Genomic DNA, 18,361 nt, shown 5'->3' on the forward strand with positions numbered 1-18,361 from the left:
GCCATGCTGCAGATTTTTGGATCCCCCAGCCGCTATATCCAAGGGGCGGGAGCCCTGGATGCCCTGGGCGAATACGCGGCGCTCTTTGGCCGCCGCGCCGCCCTCGTCATCGACAGCTATGTCCATGGCGTGCTGGGACCAAGAATCGAAAGCCTGTGCGCTGCGCGCGGCGTGACGCTTTTCCCGCTGATCGTCGAAGGCGATCTGACGCCGGACGTCATTGAAGATCTGCGCGCGCAAGCCGCGCCCGCGGGCATCGACATGGTCGTCGCGGTCGGCGGCGGCAAATCCCTGGATGCCGGCAAGGCCGTGGCGAAGTCGTCTCACTGCCACCTGATCACGGTGCCCACGGTGGCGTCCAACGACGCTCCCACCAGCAAGAATTACGTCCTTTACGACGCGCATCACAATCTCCTGGCCGTCGAGCACATGCTGTTCAATCCCACGATCGTGCTGGTCGACACCGCCATCATCGCGACGGCGCCGGTGCATTTCTTCCGCGCCGGGTTGGGTGACGCCGTTTCCAAGAAGTTCGAAGCCGAGCAATGCCGGCGCAATGGCGGCAGGAACATGTACGACGCGGCGCCGCTGCTGACCGCGCAGCTCATCGCAGACGGTTGCCTGCGCACGCTGCTGGCCGACGGCGCCGACGCCGTGGCGGTGGCCGGAACCGGCCAGCCCACTCCCGCTTTCGAACGCGTGGTGGAAGCGATGATCCTCATGAGCGGTCTCGGTTTCGAAAGTGGCGGCCTGTCCATTGCCCACGCGCTGACCCGCGGGCTCCCCAAGATCAACGGCGTCGCCACGGCCCTGCACGGCCTGCAGGTTGCCGTGGGCCTCTTGGTGCAACTGGACCTGGAAAATCGAAACGACAGCATGCTGGCCGACCTGACACAGTGGTACGCCCAGGTGGGCTTGCCCACCACCTTGCGGGAGCTTGGCGCGACCGCAGCGCCCACTGACGCCGAACTTTCTTTGGCGGCCGACCTGAGCCTGAAGGCGCGCCATGCCGCCAATTTCGACCGCAATCTGAACGTTACGGAGCTGGCTGACGCCTTGCGGCGCCACGCCTGAATGACGCGGGGCCGGCATTCGCCCGCCCCGCCGCTCATTTAGAACGCCACGTTGTCCCTGCCCTTCAAGCCAAGCTTGGCGCGCGCCTCGTCCGGCGTCGCGATGTCCAGATTCAGGGCTTCGAGGATGCCGCGGATGCGTTCCACCTGGACGCGGTTGGATTCGGCCAATTGGCCCGGCCCGATCCACAACGAGTCCTCCAGTCCCACCCGCACGTTCGACCCCATGGCAGCGCCGATGGTCGCCAGCGGAATCTGGTTGCGACCGGCGCCCAGGATGGACCACTCATAGTCGTTGCCGAACAGGCGATCGGCCGTGCGCTTCATGTGCATCAGGTCTTCCGGATGCGGCCCGATGCCACCCAGGATGCCGAACACGGACTGGATGAACGGCGGTGACTTCACCAGGCCGCGATCCACGAAATGCGCCAGGTTGTACAGGTGGCTGATGTCGTAGCACTCGAATTCGAAGCGCGTGCCGTTGGCGTTGCCCAGCGTCAGGATGGATTCGATGTCCTGATACGTATTGCGGAAGATCAGCGAACGGCTGTTCTCAAGGTGCTCGCGCTCCCAGTCGTGCTTGAACTCCTTGAACCGGTCCAGCATCGGGAACAGCCCGAAGTTCATCGAGCCCATGTTCAGCGAGGCCAGCTCCGGCTGGAAGGTGGTGGCCGGTCGCATGCGCTCTTCGACCGTCATGTGCGGGCTGCCGCCGGTCGTGATGTTGATGATGGCGTCGGTCTCGCGCTTGATGCGTTCCACGAAAGGCTTGAAGAGCGCGGGATCCTGCGAGGGTTTGCCGGTCCGCGGGTCGCGCGCATGCAGATGGAGGACCGCGGCGCCAGCCTTGGCCGCACCGATGGCGGCCTCGGCGATCTCGTCCGCTGTCACCGGCAGGTGCGGCGACATGCTGGGCGTGTGAATGGCGCCCGTCACGGCGCAGGTGATGACGACTTTCGGTTTGGACTTAGCCATTGTTGTCTCCGTTGCATTGTTTGTGACGCATCAGGCGCATCAGCTTTTCGTCGCGCCAGAAGCGGCGCTTGGCAAGATCTTTCGCGGGCAGCAGGCCGCGTCGTTCGTCGGAAAGCGCGTTGACCAGCGCCCCTTCCCAGGCCACGCATTCGCGTTGCGTGGCGCCGATGGACTGGTACAGGCCGCCGTAGCGCTCGCAGTAATCCGCGATACCGCCCGGCGCATTCAGGTCTATGGTTTCGAACGGCCCCATGAAGGACCACCGCAGGCCCAGGCCGTCCTTCACCGTGGTGTCGATGTCCTCGGCGCTGGCGATGCCTTCGGCGGCAAGCCGAAAGGCCTCCTGGAGCAAGGCGCCCTGCAGGCGATTCAGGATGAAGCCTTCGACTTCGCGCCTGACCAGCACGGGTTTCTGGCCGATGCCGGCCATTACGTCGCGCGCCGCGGCCAGCGCTTCCGGGCTGGTCCAGGGCGCCGGGCAGAGTTCGACGACCGGGATCAGATACGGCGGGTTGACCGGATGCGCGACCAGGCAACGCTGCCTGCCCGCCAGGTGCTCGGTGAATTGACTGGCCGGAATGCTGGACGTGGAGCTTCCGATGATGGCGTGCGGCTCGGCCAGCGCATCCAGTTCGGAAAACAGCGCGCGCTTGATCTCGAGCTTTTCGGGGGAGTTTTCCTGAATGTACGTAGCGCCTTTCAGGGCCTCCTGAAGGCTGCCCGCCGCCTGCACGCGATCGACGATGGCGTCCGCGCCGTCAAGCAGGCCCTGCTTTTCCAGTTCACGCAGCTGCTGGAGAATCAGGCTGCGCGCCTCGGCCAGCATGGCGGCGTTGACGTCATACAGCCGAACGTCCCAGCCCATGCGCGCAAACACGATGGCCCAGCCCTGGCCGATCAGCCCGGTTCCAATGATGGCGGCGCGGCGCGCCGCGGTGCCGGCGCCCATCAGTAGAGCTTCTGCGTGAAACCATCCACCACGATGGCCTGGCCCGTGACGCTGCGGGCGGCCTCGCTGGCGTTGAACAGCACCATGTTGGCGATGTCGCGCGCAGTGACCATGCGGCCGAGCACGGCCTGGTTCTCGTACTGGGCCGCGATCTCTTCGACCGGACGGCCCAGCGTGTCGGCCTTGGCAGCGATAACGGCGCGGATGCGCGGCCCTTCGACGGCGCCCGGGAGGATCGCGTTGACGCGGATGCCATGGCCGCCAAGCTCGATCGCCAGGGATTTGGTGAAGCCGATCACCGCCCATTTGGACGCCGAATACACCGACCGGCCAGCAAACCCGAGATGTCCCGCGGCCGACGACAGGTTGATCATGACGCCGGCCTTCGATTCCCTAAGCAGGGGAATGGCCTGCCGGGCGCAAAGGAACTGACCGGTGATGTTCACGGCCAGCGTGCGGTCCCAGTCGGCCTTCGACAGGGTTTCGACGTAGCCGGTGGGGCCGGCCACGCCCGCGTTGTTGATCAGGATGTCCAGGCCGCCGAGCGTCTGCTTGACCGCCGCGAACAGCTTTTCGACGCTGGCTTCGTCGGACACATCGGCGCGCGCCACGTGAATCCCGGGCAATTCCGAAGGCAGCGCCGCCAGCCGGTCTTCGTTCACGTCGCACACGAACACCGTGGCGCCGGCATGTCTGAAAACCTTTGCCATCTCCAGGCCCAAGCCATCCGCACCGGCGGTGACAAGCACTTTCTTGCCGGCGAAATCAACTTCCTCGAACATGCTTTTGTCTCCTAGGATCGTTCTGAAAACCGCAAACGATCATATACGATATATGACGAAAACCGCTATTCTCTGGAGTGCTTTGTGCGAACCGCATCCACCGAAAGGCGTCGTCCGCCTGACGGAATCATGCGCCTGTTTTTCCTATATATCGGCCGCTAAGGCTTTATTCATGCGGTTTCAGGGAATTCCCTGATTCGGTGTTCCGTCACCACCACTAGAATCCAATGCGAGGGTTTTGCGCCCCGCCGGCACATATATCATATATACAAAAAGACGGACGACATCAGGTAGCCAGTCCGCATCCCATACCGACAAAGGAGCGTAGACAGTGTTCAAGTTCAACAAAATTGTTTTGGCGTTGGGTGTGTGCGGCGCGCTGGCTAGCGGCACCGCGGCGGCCGACATGAAGGTGGGCGCCCTTTTCCCGTTCAGCGGCGCGCTTGCGCTTCTTGGACAGGAAAGCTTCCGCGGCCTGGAATTGGCCGTCAACGAGATCAATGCCGCAGGGGGAGTCAACGGCGAAAAGATCGAAATCATCAAGGCCGACGCCGTGGACCCGACGCAGGCCGTGTCGGAAACCAAGCGCCTCATCTCTTCCAATGTGGTCGGCGTGTTCGGCAGCTACGCATCGGGCATCTCGTATGCGGCCTCGCCCGTCACGGAACTGGCCGGCGTGCCCTACTTCGAACTGGGCGCCACCGCGCACAAGATCACCACGCGCGGCTACAAGTATCTGTTCCGCAGCAATCCCAATACCGCGCTGTACGGCGTATCGGTGGTCAATGCGCTGCATGAAAGCATCGCCCCCGGCATGGGCCTGAATCCCAAGGACATCAAGATCGGCATCATCCACGAAGACGGCCCCTATGGCACGGACGTGGCTGCCACCGAGAAGAAGCGCGCACAGGAACTGGGCTACAACGTCGTGGAAGTGCTGCCGTACTCCGCCAAGACGGTCGACCTGTCCTCGCTGATCCTGCGGCTCAAGGGCGCCAAGGCCGACGTCGTGCTGCAAACCGCCTACCAGAACGACGCCATCCTGTTCTTCAGCCAGGCGCGCGCCGCGGGCTTCAAGCCGAAGGTCATCATCGGCGCGGGCGGCGGCTATTCACTGGCGGACACCGCCAAGGCCGTGGGCGCCGACATGAACGGCGTGTTCGACCTGGACTTCCCCCAGGCGTCCATCAATCCCGCCGGCGCGCCGGGACTGGACAAATTCCTGGAAGCCTACAAGGCCACGTACAAGAGCGATCCGCAATCCGGCCACAGCCTGACCAACTACGTCGGCGCCAAGGCGTTCTTCGAAGCCATCGGCAACGCCAAGTCCACGGACAAGGACAAGATCCGCGCGGCAGTCATGGCCTACAAGAAACCCGCCGGCCAGACCGCCAACGGCTGGGCCTTCGACTTCGGCGAAGACGGGCAAAACAACGCCTCCACCTTCTATGTGATGCAGTGGCAGGACGGCAAGCTCGTCACCATCGCACCGAGCAACCTCGCTCTCGGCAAGCCTGTCTTCAAGAAATAAAGCGCGACGCCAGAAACCGGGCGCCTGGGCCAAACGGCCCTCGGGCGCGCCCGGCCTTACCCGGGGCCCGTGCCCCGTTCCTGGACGCTGCGGGCCAGGGGCGGGGCGACTCCCGCACTTAAAGGTTGCACCATGGAATTATTCATTCAACTGGTCATCAACGGCCTGTTGCTGGGCGGCGCATACACCATCATCAGCCTGGGGTTGACGCTGATTTTCGGCGTCGTGCGCGTCGTGAACTTCGCGCACGGCGAATTCCTGATGATAGGCATGTACATGGTCTATCTGATCGCCGCGCAATTCGGCGTCCACCCTTACGCGGGCCTGATCCCGGTCGCCGTCATCCTGTTCGCGCTGGGCGCGCTGACGCAAAAGGGCATCATCCAGCCGCTGCTGCATGCCGATCAGCACATCCAGATCTTCGCCACGGTGGGCGTGTCCACCATCCTGTTGAACCTTGCGTTGGTGATTTTCGGCGCCAACGTGTATCGCGCGCCGGTGGAACTGGGCACGAACGCCATCGACGTCGGCCCGTTTTCGATGGTCACGGGCCAACTCGTCACTTTCGTGATCGGCCTGAGCCTGGCGGTACTGCTGCATCTGTTCATGCACCGCACCTACCTGGGCCGCGCGCTGCGCGCCGTGGCCCAGCATCGCTATGCCGCCACGCTGATGGGCGTGAACGTCAACAACGTCTATGCCATCGCTTTCGGCCTGGGGACGGCGTTCGTCGGCATCGCCGCCGGCCTGCTGGCCCCGCAGTATCCGGTGTTTCCCACGGTGGGAACCTACTTCGTGCTGACGGCTTTCGTCATTGTCGTGCTGGGCGGCCTGGGCAGCCTGTATGGCGCCGTCGCCGGGTCGATGATCATCGGCATCGTGGATACGCTTGCCGGCTTCTACATCGCCCCCGACCTGAAGGAAGTCGTCTATTTCGGGATCTTTCTCTTGATCCTTGTCCTGAAACCGAACGGCCTGTTCGGCGTCGGCACAGAGTGACCAGCACAACAAGGAGCAAGACGTGTTTCCCGACTTTCGACACCCCAAAGCCTACGTCAGCCTGATCCTGCTGATCGCGATGTTCCTCGTGCCCGTGATCATGGGCACGCCCTTCTGGACCAACCTTTTCGTCCTGCTGTTCGTCTTTTCCGCGCTATCGGTCGCCTGGAACATCGTGGGCGGCTATGCCGGCCAGTTGTCCCTGGGGCATGCAGTGTTCTATGGCATTGGCGGCTACACAGCCACGCTGCTGACGCAGAACTTCGGCATCTCGCCGTGGATCGGCATGTTCGCGGGGGCGGCCATTTCCGCGGCCGTCGCCATCCTGATCAGCTATCCCACGCTGCGCCTGCGCGGCCCCTTCTTCGCGCTGGCGACCATCGCCATCCTGGAAGTGGTGCGCCTGCTGGTCATCCACGAGGAAAGCTGGACGGGCGGCTCCAGCGGCATCAGCCTGCCCTTGAACATCGGCTGGGCGTGGATCGTCTTCCGCGAGAAGATCAACTACGTGATCATCGCCTTTGGGCTTTTCGTGCTGGTCACCTGGGTGTCCTGGTACATCCGCAAATCGCGCATCGGGCACTACCTGATCGCGATCCGCGAACGCGAGGACGCGGCGCTTGCCGTGGGCATCCACACCGTGCGCGTCAAGATCATCGCGGCGGTCGTGTCCGCCGTGCTGACCAGCATCATCGGCACGTTCCACATCACCTACCTGACCTTCGTCGATCCCAGCTCGGCGTTTTCGCTGGAACTGTCGATCCAGGTCGCCATGTTCGCGCTCATCGGCGGGCTGGGCACCGTATCCGGCCCTATCGCAGGCACGTTCCTGGTGCTGCCCATTGCCGAACTTGCCCGTGGATGGCTCAGCAGCGTGGGCAACGGCATGCACGGGCTGATCTACGGCCTGATCCTCGTGGCCGTGGTGCTGACCATTCCGCGCGGCCTGGCCGGCGCGTTCGGCCCCTTCGTCGAACGCCTGCTTTCCCGTCTGCCGTATCTGGGCACGCCCCGTCCCAAGCTGAAGCTGGCGGACGAGATCCGCCTGCGCAACGCCACGCGCAGCGATCAGCCGGTGCTGAAGGCGGACGGGCTGTTCAAGAGTTTCGGTGGCTTGCGCGCCACCAACGACGTATCGCTGACGCTAAACCAGCATGAAATCCTTGGCATGATCGGGCCCAACGGCGCGGGCAAGACGACGGTATTCAACCTGCTGTCGGGCTTCCTGTCGCCGGACAAGGGCGAAATCGCGATGCGGGACGCCGACGGCAACTGGGTCACCTGCAAGACGCCCGATGCCTTTGCGCACCAGGGCCTGGGCCGCACGTTCCAGATCGCCAAGCCGTTCACGGGGCTGACGGTTCTTGAAAACATCATGCTCGGCGCGTTCATCCATACCTCCGACCGCGACGAGGCCGAACAGATCGCGCTCAAGGTGGCCGAGCAGACCGATCTGGTGAAGTACCTGAACACCGAGGCGCGCAGCCTGACCGTGGGCGGGATGAAGCGCCTGGAGGTGGCGCGCGCGCTGGCGATCAAGCCGCGCATCCTGCTGCTGGACGAGGTGATGGCGGGCCTGAACCCCACCGACATCGAGAAGTCCATCCAGATGATCCGCCGCATCCGCGACTCGGGGGTGTCGGTGCTGCTGATCGAACACATGATGCAGGCCACGATGGCGCTGTCGGACCGGATCATCGTCTTGAACGAGGGCGGCGTGCTGGTCAGCGGCGCGCCGAAGGACGTCGTCGAGAATCCCGCCGTCATCGAGGCCTATCTGGGCAAGGAGTATCAGGATGCTTAAGGTATCGAATCTGACTTCGGGATATGGCAAGAGCCAGGTGCTCAACGGCCTGAATTTCGAAGTCAATGCGGGCGAGATCGTGACGCTGATCGGCGCCAACGGTGCGGGCAAGACCACCACGCTCAAGACCCTGTGCGGCGTGATCAACGCCACGCAGGGCAAGGTGGAATTCGAGGGCCAGGACCTGACCAACCGGCAGCCCTACGACATCGTGGACGCCGGCATCACCATGATTCCGGAAGGGCGCCAGCTCTTCCCGCACTTCACCGTGCGCGACAACCTGCTGATGGGGTCGTACAAGCGCGCGGCGCGTCCCATCGTCGAACGCAAGCTCGACGAGGTGCTGCGCATCTTCCCGCGCGTCAAGGAACGCCTGAACCAGTACGCCGGTTCGCTGTCGGGCGGCGAACAGCAGATGGTGGCGATTGCGCGCGGCATGATGGCCGACCCGAAACTGCTGGTGTTCGACGAGCCGTCGCTGGGCCTGTCGCCGCTGCTGGTGCAGCAGATGTTCGACATCATCCGTGACGTCACCTCGCACGGCGTCACCGTACTGCTGGTGGAGCAGAACGTATTCCGCACGCTGCGGCTGGCGGACCGCGGCTACGTGCTGGAGAACGGCGCCATCGTACGCACCGGCACCGGCGCGGAGCTGCTCAGCGACCCGCACGTCAAGAAGGCCTACCTGGGCCACTGAACCCAAGGACGAACGACTCATGACTCTACGCTGCACATACATCGACCACGGCAAGGGCGGCGCGCCCGATTGCATGCGCGTCGCCGAACGCGACATGGAAGCGCCCGCCGGCCGGCAGGTGCTGATCGAGGTCGCTTACGCCGGCGTCAACCGCCCCGACGTGCTGCAACGCTCCGGCTCCTACCCTCCCCCGCCCGGCGCGTCGCCGCACTTGGGCCTGGAAGTGTCGGGCACCATCGTCGCCCTTGGGCCGGACGCCCATGACTGGAAGGTGGGCGACCAGGTCTGCGCGCTGACGCCGGGCGGCGGCTACGCGCAGTACTGCCTGGCCGACGAACGGCATTGCCTGCCGGTGCCGCGCGGCATGGACTTGCTGTCCGCCGCCGCCATCCCAGAAAACTATTTCACCGTCTGGACGAACGTGTTCGACCGCGCGCGGCTGTCCGCGGGCGAAAAATTCCTGGTCCACGGCGGCTCCAGCGGCATCGGCCTGACCGCCATACAGCTTGCTCGCGCCTTTGGCGCAGAGGTCTGGACGACAGTGGGCAACCAGCAAAAGGCGGACGCCTGCCTGAAGGCCGGCGCACACCACGCCGTGCAGTACCGCAGCGCCGATTTCGAATCCGCCGTGCGTGATGGCACCGGCGGCTCCGGCGTAGACGTCATCCTGGACATGGTGGGCGGTTCGTACATCAACAAGAACCTCCGGTTGCTGGCTTTGAACGGCCGGCTGGTGCAGATTGCCTTCCTTGAAGGCAGCAAGGCCGAGATCGACGCGCTGCCCATCATGATCAAGCGCCTGCAGTTCACTGGTTCAACGCTGCGCCCCCGGTCCGACGAGGACAAGGGCGCCATCGCGCGATCGCTGGCGGACAAGGTCGTGCCGCTCATGGAACAGGGGCAGTGCCAGCCCCTGTTCCATCAAGTGTTCCCGCTGGCTGAAGCCGCCCGCGCGCACGAACTGATGGAAAGCAGCAGGCACATCGGCAAGATCATGTTGCAGGTGCGGTCATGAGCCGGCGCTTTGACGGCCAGACCGTGATCGTCACAGGCGCGGTCGGCGGCATCGGCTCGGCCATCGTCGAGGCCTTCCTGGCCGAGGGCGGCCGCGTCGGCCTCATCGACTTCAACGCGCAGGCCGGCCAGGCATACGAGAAGGAACTGCAGAAGCGCGGCAATGACGTGTGCTTCGTGCACACCGACGTCGCGCACTTCGACCAGTGCCAGGCTGCGTACGACCGCATCACCCAAGAACTGGGGCCTGCGACCATCCTGGTCAACAATGTCGGCATCTCGCCCAAGACCAACGGCCGCGCGCTGATGGTCTGGGAAATGCCGCCTGCCGAATGGAACAACGTCGTCTCGGTGAACCTGAACAGCGTGTTCTACATGACCCACCTGGCCACGCCGCACATGGTGCGCGAACGCCAGGGACGCGTGATCAACATGTCGTCGGTGGCCGGCAAGGCCTACTGCGATATCGTGGCGGCGCACTATGCGGCCACCAAGGCCGGACTGATCGGACTGACGCGGCACTGGGCAGCCGAGCTGGGCGAACACCAGGTCACCGTGAACGCGCTGGCGCCGGGCCGGATCAGCACGCCGCTGCTCAAGAGCGTGCCGCAAGAGATCAACGACGCCGTGGCCGCCGTGACGGCGCTGCGGCGGCTGGGCACGCCCGAGGAAGTGGCGGACGCCTGCCTGTTCTTTGCGTCGGACCAGGCCCGATTCGTGACCGGCCAGGTGCTGGATGTGGCCGGCGGCTGGTTGATGACATAGCAAAAAGCCCGTTCGGTCGAACGGGCTTTTTACACGGCGGCAAGCCGGATCGTCAGTCCTGCACGCCCAGCCGGTAGACCACGGTATCCAGGCGACTGACTTTCGCTGCCTGGAACTTGGGTTCCTTGTCCAGGATGTCCCGGCGGTCGATGATGACGGCGGGCGACACACCCGCGAATATCGCCTGCACCTCGGTGTCCACGACCGAGAATGGAGGCCCCGCCATCTCTTCCTGCGGGTAGTCCAGCGTGATGAGCAGGCCCCGATAGGACGGCGACAACTGGCCGTAGACATGGCGCACGTAGTCCGCCCGCATGGCTTCGGGCAAGGCGACCAACGCCGCGCGGTCGTAGACACCGACACAATGCGACAGCACCTCGGCGTCCATCTTGAAGATATCGCCGCAGACGATTTCGATATTGCCGGCGACGTAGTGCGTGCCGTAGGGGGATTCGTGCATGACGGGCCGCAGCTCGTTGTCGGCGAAGAATTGTTCGACGGCAAGCTGCGAAAGTTCTGCGCCCAGCACCTGATGCCCCTGCGCCGCCAGCCAGACCATGTCCAGCGATTTGCCACAAAGCGGAACCAGCACCTTGCCGCCCTTCGGCACGGCCAGCGCCGGCCAGTATTTCTGCAATAGCGGCGTCACCCGCGTCTGATGAAAGTGCGTGCGTCCCTCGCGCCACCGTTCCAGCCAGAATTCCGCGTCCATATCTTGCCTGCTCCTCCTATGAATCCGTGTCGCTACGTCTTGGTGAGTTGTCTTTCGTCGGGCGACAGCCCGATGCATCGCATGGCATCGACAGCGTAGCCGCGGCAGGCCGCCGGCCGATTGATCGCGCACAAGGCGGCCGGAGCATTGTAGTGCCGCGCCGGGCGGGGACGACGACGCTCCAAGATGCAGGGTCGATGCGTTACGCCAAGCAGTCACGGGTGGCGGGACCATCGGCGCGCCGGGTTCCGGTATCGTACGGGACTTGACTTGAACCGCCCCCAATTTCACGCCACCGCCATGCATGCCGCGACAAGGCTCTTGCGCCTGGAGAATCGATGAATCGTCGCACCCTGCTCTTGACCATGGGCACCCTCTTCGCCGCACCGCTGGGCGCCGTCGCCTCGCCGCAGCGCGATGCCATTGTGCGCAACGTATTCGCCGCCCCGCTGGACAGCATCCCATACACGGCGCAGCACGCCGCCCTGGTGCGCCTGCTGCGCGTGCAGTGGATGCCAGTCGAATCCGGCGCGCCGGCCATCGATTTCGAACAGCCGTTGCTGGGCGGCGCGCAGACGCTGGCCATCGCCCGCGACGCCCTCAAGACGACCGACGACGCGCTGGCCCTGCGGCGACTGGCCGAAGTTTGCCGGCTGATCCCACGCTACGTGCAATCCATCGGCCGCTTGCGACCGGGCCGCTATGCCGTGCCGGTGGAAATGCGAGAGGCCTTCGACTTCCCCGAGAGCGCCGTGGATGCGCAGGGCGAGTTCAATCTGAACAAGGAACATCTGGTCTTCCTGCGCGACCTCGCCTGGCGCGTCGCGGACGATCGCGATCTGCAAGCCGTTCTGCGCGAGGGTGACCGGTTCTGGCCGATGCCCTACGTCGATGGCAAGCGCCCCTACGGAAACTCCAGCTACTACCAGGTGGACATGGCGAAGTTGCTGGGTGAGCCCTATCCGCTGGACGCCAAGGGCTACGCCATCAGGGATCCGGCCAAGGACGCCCGGCTGGCGCGGCTGCATTATGAAATGCTGGCGGCGCTACAGGTGTTCCTGCGCCACTCCGTGGCCGCCAAATCGACGCGACAGGGAGCATCCGCGGACTCGGCTGGCTAGGGTTGGTCAGGCGCGGCCGGTGAGGCGCGGCCGGTGATTTGCGGCCGACCAGGTGCGACCGGCCCAGGCGCCTGCCTCTGGAGCCGGCTTATCAAGCGCGATGCATGAAGCTGCGGATGTCGTCCAGGATCGGCACCGCGGCCAGCAGCATCAGCAAGAGCGCCAGCGGCCAGGTCGACCCGAAGCCGAAGTTGAAGAACGAGTAGGCGCCGGTCACGCCGCCCACGAAGAACAGGCCGACCATCACGCTCAGCACGATAAGTTTGCCGCGATCGGCCTGCACGGGCGGCATCGCGTGCGCATCGCCTTTCGCCAGGTTCCAGTAGAACAGCTTGCCGAATTCGATCCCGATGTCGGTCACCATGCCCGTGACGTGCGTCGTGCGGATCTCTGAGCGGGACACTTTGGTGATCATCGCGTTCTGCAGACCCATGATGTAGCAAAGCAGCATCACGGTGCCCGGCACATAGAACCACCGCAGCGATTCCAGGTTCGCACCCAACAGTCCAAACGCCAGCAAGAGCACCGCTTCCAGCAGCAGCGGAAGCGCATACTCGCTGGCCAGCCGGGATCGACGGCCGAAGTTGATCAGGAATGCAGAACTGGCCGCCCCGGCGATGAACGACATCAGCGCGGCCAGTCCTTGCAGCACCACGATGACGCCGCCCAAGGCCATGTGATCGGCCATCATCGATACGATGCCCGACATGTGCGAGGTGTACTGCTGCACCGCCAGGAAGCCACCGGCATTGACGGCGCCGGCGGTGAAGGTCAGCAGATAGGCAAGATGGCGGTTGGCTTGCGGACTGCGGCTGACTGCCGTCAGCCGGCGCAGATAAGGAATGGTCACGCCTGTCCTTTCAGAGCAAGAACGTACTTACTGCAATGTGAAAGACATTCTAGACGCGGCGTATGCCGGTAGATCAAGGCCTTGAGACGGGAAAGTACGCGCCGCCCAGGGTGCCGTTAAGCCCGCAGTACGGCCTTTCGCTGGCCGCGGCACCGGCTGGCGGGGTCTCTGACAGCACCAGACGCGATCCCTTGCGGACCAGCGTCAACGTCCAGCCCTCGGCGTCCGTCGTTTCGATCACCAGCGCATTTCCCCTGACGGCGCCGATGCCCTGGACATCGCACACCCAGCGCCCGTTCTCCGGATGCGCCGCCGATCCGTCGAACGACAGGCGGCCATCGGGCTGTTTCTTGATCGACAAGCCGCCCGCCAGGTTTTCCCAGTCGCCTTCGAAGCCCTGGCGCCGCTTGAGCACCAACGATGCCAGGAAGTCGTCGCGGTACTTCAGGCGATCAGCCAGTTCCTTTTGCGGCGAGCCGTCGCCCAGCGGCGCCGCGAAAGCTTCGTCCCGCACCTGCACGAACCAACGCTGATCTTCCGCAAGCGCGTTGGCCGTTGCGGCGTCGAACGTCTTTCTTGCCTTGCCGAAATTCGCGGCGATGCTGGCGTCCTGCTCAGCCAATGTGCTGTCCGCGCAGATCGATTTCTCGACATCCGTCCGAGCCTTTGCGCAATCGAACGACGGCTTGGCGGCCAAAGAGGCCGCCGGACCGCAAAGCGCAAGCAGCAGCGCCGACACGCACACAAGGCGGTTCATAGCGAAAACCCCCGCAGATTGGCGACGCGAGCGGCCAGACCATCCGCGCCAAGATAGTGGCCGAGCTTGCCCGAACGCACGCGTCGCAGGTCTTCCTGGTAACGGGTCGCCATGGAATCGCGGACTTCTGCGTACGCCTGGGCGATGCCTTCGCCGCAGGCCTGCGCGACGAGGCGCGCCGCTTCGGGAGAGCCGCAGGCGACGCAGCGCGCCACGCCCAACGCATCGGCAACGGCTCCTTGCGCCAGCAGTCGAGCCACCAGCCCGGAGGGCGGCTCGCGATCGAAGCGGTGGATGGCGGTTGGGCTGACCGGCGCGCCGGCCTCCAGCAAGGCTTCGGCCGCGGCGTAGGCGTGCTGCATCAGCGCCACGTCCAACGGCTGGGCGCTGCCGCGCAATGGCGCATCGAAGCGCACCCCCAGAGCCGCCAGCCGACGGACCAGCGCCGCATCGTCCTGGGCGACGGCATGCTGCAAGGCCAGGCTGGCCAGGTTCGGCGAACCGGTCAGCGTGCCGGCCTCCAGCGGGCCACGCCAGTCCACCAGCGCGCGCCGGTAGAAGGCGGCCACCCGATCCGCCAGCGCCTGCGGCATGCCGTGGTCGGACACGCGTTCGTCCAGATATTCCAGCACCCGCAAGCCTGTGCTGTCCTGGTCTTCCTCGGGATCGGTTTCCAGGCACAACGCGGCGAATGCGCTGTGCAGATCCGGCGCAATGGTGGCGATGCCGTCCTGCTGCAGGGTATGCGTCCAGCCCGGAAGGCCCTGCTTCCACGCGACGACGCCGCCCGCGCGGGGCCCCGGCTCCACGGCCACGTAAATGCGGTCGCAGTATTCGAATCCGCCGATCGGCAGGTAGCGCAGCTTGCCGTTCCAGGTGGCGCCGTCCTCGGCCGCGGCCTCTTGCGCGCATTCCTGCTCGTGTTCGATCCAGCCTTGCAGGTCGCGGTATTGATCGCTGCCGTCGTAGAACAGTTCGGACCAGCTCAGCGCTTCTTCATTGCCGTCCATCTGCGCGCGCAGGTCATACGCAAGCTCGCCCCCCGCCGTAAGACGCCACAGGTCGAGCAGCTCGGACGGCAATGGCCCCTCGCAGGCGGCTGCGACCTCCGCGATGCGCGCATCGGACATGGGAGGCTGCGCGTCGATCAGCACGCGGTCCGCGAACACGACGATGCCATGCTCGCGCAACGCCTGCGTTTCGCCGGCGGTGAAAAATTCGCTCATGTTGAAACTTCAAGGATGGGACTGGTGCGATTCTACTAGCGCATCCTGCAGGATCGCCGCGCTAAGATGGCCGACCGCAGTTGATGTACGGAGATTGTCCTTGGCCTTTCACACGAGAATGTATGACGTCTATCTGGTTCTGACCGGCGCATCCGCGCCTGTGCCGTGGTCCACCGGATCCTGGCTGCCCGTCGCGCAGGCGCTTGCGCCTTTCGCCGTGTCGGAACGCGGCAAGGCGGCCGTGCGATGCACCCAGATCGACAAGGCCACGCGCAAACGGGCCAGTTTCGGCCGGCTGGGCTGGAATGAGGCGTCGCATCGCAAATGGACGCACGACATGCCGCAGGAAGCGCCCTGGACTTTCCTGGGCGCGGAGGCGTGGGCGCCGTCATGGACCCAGTGCGAGAAAGACGGTCTGGCGCCGGACTGCTTCGTCGCCCTGTCGACGCCCAGCGCACTGATGCGCGAAAGCCCCCTGCAATTCGGCGGCAAATTGCTGGTGGCGCTGACCTGCGACGCGCCGCAAGAGTCGCGGGACCAGCTGCGCGACGCCATTGCCGGCGTCGCGCAATCGCTGGACAGCCCGCTGACGGTTCACCAGTCGCGGGCCTGGGGCAAGGCGTCGTATGGCGGCTTCACCGCGGCCATGAACGATTTGAGCGTCGCTAGCCTCTTCCACAACGGCAGCCCCCATGAACGCCCGCTGGACCTGTCGACCTTCGAGGAAAGCTGGTCGCCCGTCTACCCCTGACCGGCAAGTCGCCTGGGCCTAGACCGAGCCCGACTCGCGAAGCTGCTGGCGCCGGTATTCGCCCTGTCGCACGTGCATCCAGCCCGGGTACTCCGGCGGCAGCGCGCTCACCTTGTCCAGGGCCGCCAGCTCGTCCTGCGTCAGCCGGATGTCCGTCGCAGCCAGGTTGTCCTCGAGCTGGTCCACGCGCTTGGCGCCGATGATCACGCTGGTCACCACCTGCTGGTGCAGCAGCCACGCCAGCGCAATCTGCGCCACCGAAACGCTGCGCGCGTCGGCAATCTGCCGCAACGCATCGATGCTGTCGTAGGCGCGTTCCCGGTCGACGGGCGGGAAGTCGAAGGCGACGCGGCGGCTGCCCTCCTCGGCCTGACCTTCGCGGCTGTACTTGCCGCTGAGCAGGCCGCCGGCGAGCGGGCTCCACACCATCAGGCCGACGCCCTCGCTCTGCAGCATGGGCACAAGTTCGCGCTCAAGATCCCGTCCGGCGATCGTGTAGTACGCCTGCAGCGACTCGAATCGCGCCAGCCCCAGGCGTTCCGCGATGCCCAGCGCTTTCATGATCTGCCAGGCCGCCCAGTTCGAGACGCCCACGTAGCGCACGTGGCCATGCTGCACCAGGTTGTCCAGCGCGCGCAGGGTTTCCTCGACGGGCGTGGCGGGATCGAAGCCATGGATCTGGTACAGGTCGATATGGTCAAGTTGCAGGCGGGACAGGCTTTTCTTGACGCTGTCCAGGATATGGAAGCGCGAGTTGCCCCGGGCGTTGACGCCGGCGCCCGTCTGGCCGAAGACCTTGGTGGCGACGACCACGTCGTCGCGCGCAATCTTCAGGTCGCGCAGGGCCTGTCCTGTTATGACCTCGGAACGGCCCTCGGAATAAACGTCGGCGGTGTCGATGAAATTGATGCCGGCGTCGAGCGCACGCCCGACCAGCCGGTTGGCGTCTTCCTGTTGCAGGTTGCCGATCTTGCTCCAGAGCTCGCCCTCGCCGCCGAAGGTCATGGTGCCCAGGCACAATTCCGAGACGAACAGGCCGGTGTTTCCGAATTTCTTGTATCGCATGTCTGCACTCCTTGAGCGCCAGGGCGGGCGCGCCGGGCCCGAGTGGGACACCGCTGCGGCAACCTGCCGGGGTGCGGACAGTATGCGTCCGGGCTTGGCGTCGCGCGCTGCTCGATCCTGCCCTTTTTTTGCCTGATTCTCCGGCCTCGCCGCCCATCGAGGGCCGTGCGTCGATTTCTCCGGATTTCCTGCCTAATCCTCCATACGCAGCGATTTGCGCGCGAGCACCCTGCTTTCGGCAATACACTGGCGGACACCCAATTCTCTGCCGCCGTGGACGCTGCCGTCCGCGATCGGCATGCCCAGGGAGTCCCCCATGTCCTTGCAATCTGCCCGATCGACCGACCCTGCCATCGATGTCCAGGACGCCGCCTGCGAACTGGCGCGGGCCGAACTGCTCTGCACGCTGGAGCGGATGACCGGTGCGCTGGAAGGATCGCTCGACACTCCCATCGAAGGCTTCTACCTCCACCGCCTGTCCGAACCCACCGGCGCCAAACCTGCTTTGCAGAAAGCCGCGCTTGCGGTCATCGCCCAAGGCTCCAAGCGCCTTTTCATCGGCGACGAGACCTACGAATATGACCCGTTCCACTACCTGATTTCATCCGTGGACCTGCCGGTGGTGGCCAAGGTGTCTGTCGCCAGCCCGACGCTGCCTTATCTGGGCCTCAGGCTGGACCTGAACGCCGAAGAGATCACCGCCCTGATCAGCGACGAGAATCTGCCGCCGATGTTGCCGGCCGAAGCCTCGCGCGCGCTGTGCGTCAACCCGCTCGGCGGCACGCTGCTGGACGTCGTCCTGCGCCTTCTGCGTCTGCTGGATACGCCGCGGGACATCCCCATCCTGGCGCCGATGATCAAACGCGAGCTTTTGTACCGCCTGCTGATGAACGGCCAGGGCGTCGTGCTGCGTCAGACGGTGTTGCAGGACAGCCAGCTCAACCGGGTGGCCAAGGCGATCCGCATCCTGCGGGACAACTTTGCGCAGCCCCTGCGCGTGGAAGAGATCGCCCGCGACGTCCACATGAGCGTGTCATCGCTGCACCATCATTTCAAGCAGGCCACGGCCATGAGTCCGCTGCAGTACCAAAAGCACCTGCGCCTGCAGGAAGCGCGCCGGCTGATGCTGACCGACGATGCGGGCGTGGCGCTGGCCGCGCATGCCGTGGGCTACGAAAGCTCGTCGCAATTCAGCCGCGAGTACAGCCGGCTGTTCGGCTCGCCCCCGTTGCGCGACAAGCAACGCTGGAAGGACGAGAGCGCGCTGGCCGCCTGATCGTGCCGCCCGTC

17 protein-coding genes and 1 pseudogene are annotated in these 18,361 nt (G+C 64.9%); 10 read left to right on the plus strand and 8 right to left on the minus strand.

Features of this window, described 5'->3' with window-relative positions; genetic code table 11:
* The first annotated feature begins 3 nt into the window (after positions 1-3).
* Entirely contained in the window at positions 4-1,074 is a 1,071-nt protein-coding gene (locus RT614_RS27790; RefSeq protein WP_313625663.1) for a glycerol dehydrogenase, read from the plus strand.
* A gap of 38 nt (positions 1,075-1,112) precedes the next feature.
* On the opposite strand, the gene RT614_RS27795 is transcribed toward RT614_RS27790, so the two are convergent.
* From RT614_RS27795 to RT614_RS27805, 3 genes are read right to left on the minus strand one after another with little or no spacing between them, the layout of a single operon-like run.
* The gene (locus RT614_RS27795; protein ID WP_313625664.1) at positions 1,113-2,048 is read right to left on the minus strand and encodes a 3-keto-5-aminohexanoate cleavage protein; all 936 of its coding nucleotides are present in this window, start codon (positions 2,046-2,048) and stop codon (positions 1,113-1,115) included.
* A complete protein-coding gene (locus RT614_RS27800; RefSeq protein WP_313625666.1) occupies positions 2,041-2,997 on the minus strand; it encodes a 3-hydroxyacyl-CoA dehydrogenase in 957 nt (318 codons plus the stop codon). Before RT614_RS27800 ends, RT614_RS27795 begins: the two co-directional genes overlap by 8 nt.
* Entirely contained in the window at positions 2,997-3,779 is a 783-nt protein-coding gene (locus tag RT614_RS27805) for an SDR family oxidoreductase (protein ID WP_313625667.1), read from the minus strand. The genes RT614_RS27800 and RT614_RS27805 overlap by 1 nt, the downstream gene beginning before the upstream one ends.
* A 331-nt stretch (positions 3,780-4,110) precedes the next feature.
* Between RT614_RS27805 and RT614_RS27810 the strand changes: the two genes are divergently transcribed.
* The 6 genes from RT614_RS27810 (at position 4,111) to RT614_RS27835 (ending at position 10,589) form a co-directional block, all read left to right on the plus strand.
* On the plus strand, positions 4,111-5,310 hold the full coding sequence (locus RT614_RS27810) for an ABC transporter substrate-binding protein (protein ID WP_313625668.1): 1,200 nt from the start codon (positions 4,111-4,113) through the stop codon (positions 5,308-5,310).
* Between the two features lie 132 nt (positions 5,311-5,442).
* Positions 5,443-6,309 (plus strand): branched-chain amino acid ABC transporter permease, encoded by an 867-nt coding sequence (locus tag RT614_RS27815; RefSeq protein ID WP_313625669.1) that lies wholly within the window; start codon positions 5,443-5,445, stop codon positions 6,307-6,309.
* Between the two features lie 22 nt (positions 6,310-6,331).
* Entirely contained in the window at positions 6,332-8,113 is a 1,782-nt protein-coding gene (locus RT614_RS27820; RefSeq protein ID WP_313625670.1) for a branched-chain amino acid ABC transporter ATP-binding protein/permease, read from the plus strand.
* On the plus strand, positions 8,106-8,810 hold the full coding sequence (locus RT614_RS27825; protein WP_313625672.1) for an ABC transporter ATP-binding protein: 705 nt from the start codon (positions 8,106-8,108) through the stop codon (positions 8,808-8,810). Before RT614_RS27820 ends, RT614_RS27825 begins: the two co-directional genes overlap by 8 nt.
* A gap of 19 nt (positions 8,811-8,829) precedes the next feature.
* Positions 8,830-9,825 carry an NAD(P)H-quinone oxidoreductase gene (locus RT614_RS27830; RefSeq protein ID WP_313625673.1) on the plus strand — a complete coding sequence of 332 codons (996 nt, stop codon included), beginning with the start codon at positions 8,830-8,832 and terminating at the stop codon, positions 9,823-9,825.
* Entirely contained in the window at positions 9,822-10,589 is a 768-nt protein-coding gene (locus tag RT614_RS27835; protein ID WP_313625674.1) for an SDR family NAD(P)-dependent oxidoreductase, read from the plus strand. The genes RT614_RS27830 and RT614_RS27835 overlap by 4 nt, the downstream gene beginning before the upstream one ends.
* Before the next feature lie 52 nt (positions 10,590-10,641).
* Here the strand turns inward: RT614_RS27835 and RT614_RS27840 are convergent, their stop codons facing one another.
* On the minus strand, positions 10,642-11,301 hold the full coding sequence (locus tag RT614_RS27840) for a thiopurine S-methyltransferase (RefSeq protein WP_313625675.1): 660 nt from the start codon (positions 11,299-11,301) through the stop codon (positions 10,642-10,644).
* A gap of 338 nt (positions 11,302-11,639) precedes the next feature.
* Here RT614_RS27840 and RT614_RS27845 point away from each other — a divergent pair, with 338 nt between their 5' ends.
* Complete coding sequence (locus RT614_RS27845; RefSeq protein ID WP_313625676.1) at positions 11,640-12,422, plus strand: hypothetical protein; 783 nt, start codon at positions 11,640-11,642, stop codon at positions 12,420-12,422.
* A gap of 97 nt (positions 12,423-12,519) precedes the next feature.
* Here RT614_RS27845 and RT614_RS27850 read toward each other — a convergent pair.
* The 3 genes and pseudogenes from RT614_RS27850 to RT614_RS27860 form a co-directional block, all read right to left on the minus strand.
* Positions 12,520-13,272 (minus strand): annotated as a pseudogene (locus RT614_RS27850) (YoaK family protein); the annotation flags it as partial.
* Positions 13,273-13,345: 73 nt separating this feature from the next.
* Complete coding sequence (locus RT614_RS27855; RefSeq protein WP_313625677.1) at positions 13,346-14,029, minus strand: hypothetical protein; 684 nt, start codon at positions 14,027-14,029, stop codon at positions 13,346-13,348.
* A complete protein-coding gene (locus RT614_RS27860; RefSeq protein ID WP_313625679.1) occupies positions 14,026-15,255 on the minus strand; it encodes an SMI1/KNR4 family protein in 1,230 nt (409 codons plus the stop codon). Before RT614_RS27860 ends, RT614_RS27855 begins: the two co-directional genes overlap by 4 nt.
* A 100-nt stretch (positions 15,256-15,355) precedes the next feature.
* Between RT614_RS27860 and RT614_RS27865 the strand changes: the two genes are divergently transcribed.
* On the plus strand, positions 15,356-16,006 hold the full coding sequence (locus RT614_RS27865) for a hypothetical protein (protein ID WP_313625681.1): 651 nt from the start codon (positions 15,356-15,358) through the stop codon (positions 16,004-16,006).
* Positions 16,007-16,024: 18 nt separating this feature from the next.
* On the opposite strand, the gene RT614_RS27870 is transcribed toward RT614_RS27865, so the two are convergent.
* The gene (locus RT614_RS27870; RefSeq protein WP_313625683.1) at positions 16,025-17,071 is read right to left on the minus strand and encodes an aldo/keto reductase; all 1,047 of its coding nucleotides are present in this window, start codon (positions 17,069-17,071) and stop codon (positions 16,025-16,027) included.
* Between the two features lie 316 nt (positions 17,072-17,387).
* On the opposite strand from RT614_RS27870, the gene RT614_RS27875 reads away from it, so the two are divergent.
* The gene (locus RT614_RS27875; protein ID WP_313625684.1) at positions 17,388-18,347 is read left to right on the plus strand and encodes an AraC family transcriptional regulator; all 960 of its coding nucleotides are present in this window, start codon (positions 17,388-17,390) and stop codon (positions 18,345-18,347) included.
* The last annotated feature ends 14 nt before the right edge of the window (positions 18,348-18,361 follow it).

The sequence above is a fragment of the Achromobacter sp. genome, assembly GCF_032102605.1.
In the GTDB taxonomy this organism is placed as follows: Bacteria; Pseudomonadota; Gammaproteobacteria; order Burkholderiales; family Burkholderiaceae_B; genus Achromobacter.

What these genes read in the sequence shown, in the direction of transcription:
- RT614_RS27875 (WP_313625684.1), top strand. Translation starts at nt 17,388, where the DNA reads ATGTCCTTGCAATCTGCCCGATCGACCGACCCTGCCATCGATGTCCAG.
- RT614_RS27800 (WP_313625666.1), bottom strand. Translation starts at nt 2,997, where the DNA reads ATGGGCGCCGGCACCGCGGCGCGCCGCGCCGCCATCATTGGAACCGGG.
- RT614_RS27825 (WP_313625672.1), top strand. Translation starts at nt 8,106, where the DNA reads ATGCTTAAGGTATCGAATCTGACTTCGGGATATGGCAAGAGCCAGGTG.
- RT614_RS27855 (WP_313625677.1), bottom strand. Translation starts at nt 14,029, where the DNA reads ATGAACCGCCTTGTGTGCGTGTCGGCGCTGCTGCTTGCGCTTTGCGGT.
- RT614_RS27835 (WP_313625674.1), top strand. Translation starts at nt 9,822, where the DNA reads ATGAGCCGGCGCTTTGACGGCCAGACCGTGATCGTCACAGGCGCGGTC.
- RT614_RS27840 (WP_313625675.1), bottom strand. Translation starts at nt 11,301, where the DNA reads ATGGACGCGGAATTCTGGCTGGAACGGTGGCGCGAGGGACGCACGCAC.
- RT614_RS27845 (WP_313625676.1), top strand. Translation starts at nt 11,640, where the DNA reads ATGAATCGTCGCACCCTGCTCTTGACCATGGGCACCCTCTTCGCCGCA.
- RT614_RS27870 (WP_313625683.1), bottom strand. Translation starts at nt 17,071, where the DNA reads ATGCGATACAAGAAATTCGGAAACACCGGCCTGTTCGTCTCGGAATTG.
- RT614_RS27815 (WP_313625669.1), top strand. Translation starts at nt 5,443, where the DNA reads ATGGAATTATTCATTCAACTGGTCATCAACGGCCTGTTGCTGGGCGGC.
- RT614_RS27805 (WP_313625667.1), bottom strand. Translation starts at nt 3,779, where the DNA reads ATGTTCGAGGAAGTTGATTTCGCCGGCAAGAAAGTGCTTGTCACCGCC.
- RT614_RS27795 (WP_313625664.1), bottom strand. Translation starts at nt 2,048, where the DNA reads ATGGCTAAGTCCAAACCGAAAGTCGTCATCACCTGCGCCGTGACGGGC.
- RT614_RS27860 (WP_313625679.1), bottom strand. Translation starts at nt 15,255, where the DNA reads ATGAGCGAATTTTTCACCGCCGGCGAAACGCAGGCGTTGCGCGAGCAT.
- RT614_RS27830 (WP_313625673.1), top strand. Translation starts at nt 8,830, where the DNA reads ATGACTCTACGCTGCACATACATCGACCACGGCAAGGGCGGCGCGCCC.
- RT614_RS27790 (WP_313625663.1), top strand. Translation starts at nt 4, where the DNA reads ATGCTGCAGATTTTTGGATCCCCCAGCCGCTATATCCAAGGGGCGGGA.